Consider the following 6,784-nt stretch of genomic DNA (forward strand, 5'->3'; position numbering starts at 1 on the left):
CCGGACGATCCGGCGCAACCGCCGGTCTGTCCGTACAGAGTTCGTCTCCTGCACGGTACCCATGACGAGGCTTCGGCGTGAGACGAGCTGCCAGGACAGTGGGGGCCACGGCCCGTGTACCGCTGTCACGCCCTGAACGGCCAGTCCAAGACCGGAGGCACTTCTGTCCTCCATCAGGGCCCGGACCGCCACGAGGTGTTGATCCTGAAGCCGCTGGTGCCGCGCGACAGCGGATCATGGGGATGAGGACACCCCACGTCGTATACCGCCGGAGGCAGCCAGTGATCACCGTGACCGTCCTCCACCCTGGAACCATGGGCGCGGCGATCACCGCCGAGATCGTCGCCGGCGGCCATGAGGCACTGTCGGTGACCAAGGGCCGCAGTGAGAACACATGGCTCCGCGGGAGAGAAGCCGGTGCCACGGCGTACGACTCGCTCGCGGAAGCGCTGTCCCGAAGCGCGGTCGTTCTCTCGGTCTGCCCACCACAGGCGGCGGAGGACGTTGCGGCGGCAGTGGCCGCGCACGGCTTCGCGGGGGTGTACGCCGATGTCAACGCCATCAGCCCTCAACGCGTACGGCGCATCGCCGACGAGATCCGCCCCGGCTCCGCAGTCGTCGACGGTGCCGTCTTCGGTCAGCCGCCAGGCGAGGGGCGTGCCACACGGCTCTATCTTGCAGGGGCCGACTCTGCCGTCGAGCTGGTGGCGTCGCTGTTCACAGACTCTGCTCTGCACGTGTGCCGGGTCGGGGGCACACCCGGTTCCGCTTCCGCTCTGAAGATGGCCTTTGCCAGCTACCAGAAGGCCGCTCGCACCCTCGCCGGCATCGCTCACGCGCTCGCCGACGCTCATGGAGTCGGTGATCAGCTCACGGCCGAAGCCGAGATCATGATCTCCGCAATCCTCTCCGATCCTGAGTATCTGCCGAGTGTTGCAGCCCGAGCCTGGCGCTGGGCGCCCGAGATGGAAGAGGTCGCCGATACTCTCCGCGCGGCTGACCTGCCCACGGACATGGCCGAGGCTACGGCTCGGGTACTCGCTTTCTGGGAGCAGGACAAGGACCAGTACGACTTGCCGGTCGTGCACACCCTCTCCCAGCTCCGGTCAGAAAAGAGCCGTTGATTCGTTCACGCTGAGGGGTAACCGCTGGACGATCACCTCCGCCGAGGGCGAGACGCGGGAATGGTGGGTGGGGCCGTCGCCGCAGGTTCCGGCGAGGTCACGTGGCGTAGTCCGGTGCGGCGAGCTTGTGCCGCCAGAGCTCGTCGACTGGGAGCCGACCTCTGCGAGAGCCGATGTACGCGCCAGGTGAGGGTGTGCCGGGGAGCGTGCGTCGTCAAGGGCTCGTTCGTCTGCTGCCTGCTGCAGCAGGCGTTTGGGGTCGTGGCCCGCAGCCTCTGCTTCGACCATTGCGGCGGTGAGCGCCTGCGCGGCAGAGTCGGCGAGGATCTGGTTGGCGTGTGCCGGGGCGGCCTGGCGGATGAGCCGGACGTATCGGTCCGCAAGATTCTGGGGCGGTCGGCGTTGGCCGAGGACCAGTAGGGGCGTGGCTGCCGAGTGGTCGTAGGCCGCCTGGAGGTGAAGCAGGCTCTTGTGGGCTGCGACGACCTGTTGCTCGTGCTCTCTCGTCGGTCGTGCCAGCGTGCGGCGGCGATGACGGCGAGGAGCGCAGCGTCGAGGAACATCGCCAAGGCGGCTCCGTCCTTCGGTGCCGGCTCGCGAAGCATCGCCTTGACCGCGCCACGTAGGGCACGAGCGTGGTGGTGCTCGGCGCGGGCGCGCGAACGGGTTGCCCGCTCGAAAGCAGATGCTGCTGAGCGGAGTTCGGTACGAATGTCCGGCGGTGCCAGCCCCGCGTGGCCAGACGTGTGGTCTGCCGACTGGCAGGCCACACTTTCAACCGAGCAGCGCCTGGATCGCGCTTCGAAGCGAGTCGGCGAGCGAGTTCAAGGACGCGGCAGAGCCAAGCGCGAGGCTAAGCATTTCCAGGGTTTCGGTAAGGCGGCGGCCGTCTGGCGTCGGCTCGCGAAGCTCCTCGTCGATTCTGGCCACGGCTTGTCGGCAGCTGTCGATGCTGTGGACTTCGCCAGCGTGCGTGTCCAGGGCGGCTGCCAACTCGGCGAGTTTGGCCTGCGCGGCCAAAAGCCTGGGATCGTCTGCTTCACGTCCCGACACTTGGAATTGGCGCATGTCGCCGCCGACTCTGCCGGTGTTGACTTGATTGCCGCTGCCGGTGACGTGGGTGCCGCCACTTGTGTTCGCTCGTCCAAAACGCATGGTCATCCCGCCTTCTCGGTTCTGTTCGCCGGACCGCCAGGCGCGGAGCCCTGCTGCATACCGCCGCCCATATTTCCGGTGTTTACCTGGTTGTTGTCGCCGCTGATGAAGTTCTGTGTGATGGCAACGGCCTGGCGTTTGAAGTCTGCGGTGGCCAGACCGTGGTCAGCGAGAAAGGCGCTCACAGTGCTGAACATCCTCGACTGGAGGATCGAAACGTAGCGCTGCACGTCCTCGGTCTGGTGCATATCCTCAGTCGTCACCCGGCCACAGTGCTCTCGAAGGCTAACGGGCTTGCCATCGTCCCTTGGGCGAACAGCGGCTGCGGCTGTGGTTACCGCGCTCAGCAGTCCGAGGCCACGGCCGACTGCCGTGTAGGCCCAGGCGGCTAGTGCGACGGTGTCTCCGACCGCGTGGAGCGGTGCTTCCGCCAGCTTCCTGGCGAGGTCCCAACCCTTGGCGGGAGTAACGTTCGCCGAAGGGGTCAATGGGGCCTGGACATGCGGACGGGTAACGAAGTGAAGGGTGTTGCCTTCCAGCGCAGCGTGCGCGAAGACTGTCACGACGATCTGCCCGTCCCATGCGATGACCTGCGCAGCCAGGTATCTACGAGAGAAGTGGCCGGTTGGCGCGTCACGGGCCTCGGTGCACATTTCAGTAGCTTCCGGCCACTCTGACTTGCTGACACCGCCCCCGCCCTGCCGTAAGCTTTTCCATCGACTCTCTGGAACCCCTAGGAATTCGGCCACATCGCAGTTGGGTAGGGCGTGGGTCTCAACCAAAGCTCCGCGAAGTTCCTCTAGCTCGTCACGCACTTTGTCCAGGAGTTCGTCCGCCTCAAACTTCTGGCTCGCATCGAGATCGAACGCATCAGGGGCGGCCGAAAGATCGTCTTCTTCCTCATCGCTTGTGCGAGCTGACGTCAGCTGGATGCGGGTGGCACCCCTCGTCCACGAATCGAGGCCCGCTCCCACGAAGCGGTCCACATTGCCTTCCCTGCGGTAGGCAATGCTTTGCCACTGCTCTGAGACTTCGTGCGAAGCGATCTTCTTAGCAGCGTAAGGGGCGAGGAAGGGACGTTTGGCCAGTTGTGTGCGGCTAGGCCGTAGTGACTGCATATAGGCGTGACACGCCAAACGGTCAAGAAGATGAATGCCTGTGGTGCCGATGAGAAGGTGCGGAGCGACGATAAGAGCTTCCAACACGGCATCGCGCAGCATCGGCTGATGAGGCTTGACGAAGGTCCAGAGGGCAAGCAGGGCTGCAGCAAGCAGGACAGCCGGAACCAGTGCGCTGAAACCCCAGCGCATGACTGCTCGACCGGCCCGCCCGGTGAGGAACTGCCAGACCAGCACGGCCAGGATGAGCGCCGCAAGTCCCAGTGGGTGAGTGCCTGCCATATAAAGGGGCGTGGCTAGCAACAGGGTGATGCGGAGACGACGTTGTCGTCGTGCTGCCACGCTGTGGGTGAGCACCGGAGCCAACGCGAATCCAAAGGACGGCACAGGCCGTTTTCGCGCGTACAGCACATTTGCCAGAGCCCACTGCGCGAGAGGCTCCCCGGTGAACTCGTCTAGACCCCGAATGGGGCGCTGGGGCCTACCCTGGATCTTGTCCTGCCATCGCCCGAGCCAGTCCCGTGCTTGCATGATCCTGTTGACTCGCTCGTGCACGGAGCCAGCCAATCCTCGAATGACGGAGTTGCTACTTGGCGCTGGATCTCGCCGGGCGTACTCCGACCGGACGGGGCGCCGGCCGGGTACATAGGACAGCGGCCGACCAGTCTTGCCGTTCACTGGTATCTGGGGAACGGGCTCCGGCTTCTGTCCGGCATCAGGGTCTGGTGTGCGTCCGCGGGGCACTCCCGCCTTCCAAGACAGCAGCGGCACCTGCCACCTCCCCCGAGGACCGTCCAATGAAGGCCCCACCTTCGACCACGGCGGATCGCCTCCGCTGGCGAATGGCTATCTCTGGCTCAGAAGCGCCCCAGCCTCGGCCGACACGCAACAGATCGGCAACGTCTTGAAAGCAGACGCCGGACGTGCCGAGCGGAGGCTTGAATCGTCCGCTGGTCCCGTCGGCGGTCGGGCGTAAGCCCTTCGGGCCCCATAGATGGGGCACGCGGAGGGCACGCCGCACCGCACGAGGTCTGGACAACAAAGAAGCCCCGGGCCGCTGGCCTGGGGCTTTCTCGTGGAGCGGGTGACGGGAATCGAACCCGCGCTCTGAGCTTGGGAATCACGGCTCGTTTGGCGCGCGACTTGGCCATGAGCTGGGCAGACGGCCCTGGCTGCCCCGGCTGGAGCGACGTCGGGTGTCCCGACTTGACCGTGGTTTACCGGTCGTTGTGGCACGCATCTGGCACGGCGGGTCAGAGAAGGCGCCAGCCCCAGCACCACGGTTGCCGGTGTCCGGCGGCCATCTCCTCTCGCCCAGACCCACGCTTGATGACGACGTGCGCCTTCTGATCCGTAGCTCCATCCGGATCGATCAGCGACGGCCATACCGGCCGCTGCGACGCCCCGGGGGACGGTAGCGGAAGCACGGGTTGCCGTACACATGAGGGTGTTGGCGTCGATCCCTAGCGAAGCCTTTCACTTGCCCGAGTGCCGCGGCTCCTCGCCGGGTCGGGCGCGCAAGGTGCGCGGTGTTTCGACTACGAGCAAGCGGAGCAGGCTACGTTCCGTATAACGATTACGTCACTCGGGTGATCAAGGGGGAGCACGCGCAACCTCTAGTCCGTAGCGTCAGCCCGACGCGAGAGCGCAAGGCCGAGCCGCCTGTCACACCTGGGTGCGACGATGGACTCAACCGCTGGAAAGGGGTGTAGCCGTGACCACTGCTGTCCGCGACGATAGTGCTCTTGAGGTGCGCATCGCCCCCACTTCAGCCCGACTCGATCTCAGGACTTACACCCAGATCCTCAACGAAGTCAGGATGTCGCTTGAGGAGGTGGACCGGACGGCCCTACCTGTCCGTAGCCCACGTCTCCGATGGGCTATCGAAGAGATGGCCATGGACACGGATGTCCGGATCGTGTTGGTGCCGGCGGCCGTGCCAGCGAAGCGGACTTGGCAGTCGATCGCGGCACCGCTGCACGGGTTTGTGGACGGCATCGAGTCCCTAACGGAGTCGCCCCGCATCCCTCCGTTCTTCAGCGAACGGACCGTGGCGAGGGTTGGCCACATCGGCAAGCATCTCGGAGCTGGCGGAGTCGAGCAGGTTGCTGTGACGAGCCTCAACGGTGATCGCCACACCGCCGTTGTCGATGAAGAAACGGTCAGCAATGCCACGCAGGCTGTTCTGCCTGCAAAGAGTGCCTTTTCCAGCGTGACAGGAACGCTGGACGTGCTGAGCCATAGCAAGGGCAGCTCCCCACGGGCGCTCATCCGAGACCCGCGGACTCGTCACGCTGTGCGAGTTGCGGCTCACAGCGATCACAGTGAACTTCTTCGTAACGCTTGGGGCCGACGCGTGGTGGCATCAGGGATCTTGCAAAGGAACTCCGAAGGGCAGGCCGTTTCTTTGCAGATGACTGACCTGGAGATTTTGCCGGACTATCAATCCCAAATGGATCCGGCGGACATCTTGGGCGTTAATCCACGGATAACAGGCGATCTCAGCACCGCCGAATATCTGAAGCAGGTGAGAAGTGCCTGAGCCTTTGGTCTATGTTGACGCTGATATCTTCCTCAACGTCATAAAGAAGGAAAAAGGCTTGTGGCCTAACTCCTACAAGGTGCTTCGTGCTGCCTATAGGGGCGACGTACAGATCGTCGCCTCCACCCTCCTGCTCGTCGAGCTGAACGGCCACAAGGGTGATGTGGCTGCAAGTGATCGAGATCGCGTTGTTGACGAATACCTCGATCGCCTCGATGTTCAATGGGTCGAGGTGGACATATTGGTTGCGCGAGAGGTTCGGCAGCTTGCCGCGCAATACAACCTACGTGGTCCGGATGCCACCCACCTCGCGACTGCGATCCGCATGAAAGCCGACTACTTCTTCTCGCGAGACAAAGCGTTCCCGCACGGTCAAACTATCGGCATAACGCATATAACAGGCCCTCGCGAGGTTTGGAACCCAACAACAGATGATGCCGAGATAGATGTGTTGGCGTCGTCAGAAATGGGAAATTAGGCTCGCGGGCACGGTACGCTGTATGGCCGGTGGAGTTTCAATGACTCATTCAAACTCCGCTGGGTTCTGGAGCGCCAGTTTGGAAGATGCCGTATGCGGATGGCGGCTGACCTGGCAACTCCCCGACCTGGGCTGGAGCGTGGTTGGCGCCGCTGGTCCCCTTGAGTCCGCGCTACGTCCCACTGGATCGGGCACGCAGCGGGGCACGGCACACTGGGCGGGTCGGCATCGGCGGTTCTGGCTGGGGGAAACGTGAGCAAGGGTTGGCCTGAGCGTTGGTGGACGACGGCTCTCGTAGCTGCGGTGCTGACCTGCACGTGTCCTATGACGTCTGGTGGGTCGCGGGGATCCTTGCGGAGCCAGTCGT

At 64.2% G+C, this 6,784-nt stretch carries 5 protein-coding genes and 1 pseudogene; 3 read left to right on the forward strand and 3 right to left on the reverse strand.

Translation table 11 applies throughout. The annotated features are described in order from the left end of the window. Positions 1-281 precede the first annotated feature (281 nt). Positions 282-1,124: a DUF1932 domain-containing protein gene (locus ACFYOP_RS17245; protein WP_356898493.1), complete on the forward strand. Its 843-nt coding sequence runs from the start codon at positions 282-284 to the stop codon at positions 1,122-1,124. A gap of 32 nt (positions 1,125-1,156) precedes the next feature. On the opposite strand, the pseudogene ACFYOP_RS17250 reads toward ACFYOP_RS17245, so the two are convergent. The 3 genes and pseudogenes from ACFYOP_RS17250 to ACFYOP_RS17260 all read right to left on the reverse strand — a co-directional run. Next, a pseudogene (locus ACFYOP_RS17250) lies at positions 1,157-1,849 on the reverse strand (mobilization protein); the annotation flags it as partial. A 49-nt stretch (positions 1,850-1,898) separates the two neighbouring features. Beyond that, a complete protein-coding gene (locus ACFYOP_RS17255) occupies positions 1,899-2,285 on the reverse strand; it encodes a hypothetical protein (protein ID WP_356898494.1) in 387 nt (128 codons plus the stop codon). Continuing rightward, a complete protein-coding gene (locus ACFYOP_RS17260; RefSeq protein WP_356898495.1) occupies positions 2,282-3,679 on the reverse strand; it encodes a hypothetical protein in 1,398 nt (465 codons plus the stop codon). Before ACFYOP_RS17260 ends, ACFYOP_RS17255 begins: the two co-directional genes overlap by 4 nt. A gap of 1,432 nt (positions 3,680-5,111) precedes the next feature. Between ACFYOP_RS17260 and ACFYOP_RS17265 the strand changes: the two genes are divergently transcribed. Continuing rightward, a complete protein-coding gene (locus ACFYOP_RS17265) occupies positions 5,112-5,939 on the forward strand; it encodes a hypothetical protein (protein ID WP_356898496.1) in 828 nt (275 codons plus the stop codon). Beyond that, entirely contained in the window at positions 5,932-6,417 is a 486-nt protein-coding gene (locus tag ACFYOP_RS17270; protein WP_356898497.1) for a PIN domain-containing protein, read from the forward strand. Before ACFYOP_RS17265 ends, ACFYOP_RS17270 begins: the two co-directional genes overlap by 8 nt. The last annotated feature ends 367 nt before the right edge of the window (positions 6,418-6,784 follow it).

This window comes from Streptomyces sp. NPDC006294 (assembly GCF_042870895.1).
Taxonomy (GTDB): domain Bacteria; phylum Actinomycetota; class Actinomycetes; order Streptomycetales; family Streptomycetaceae; genus Streptomyces.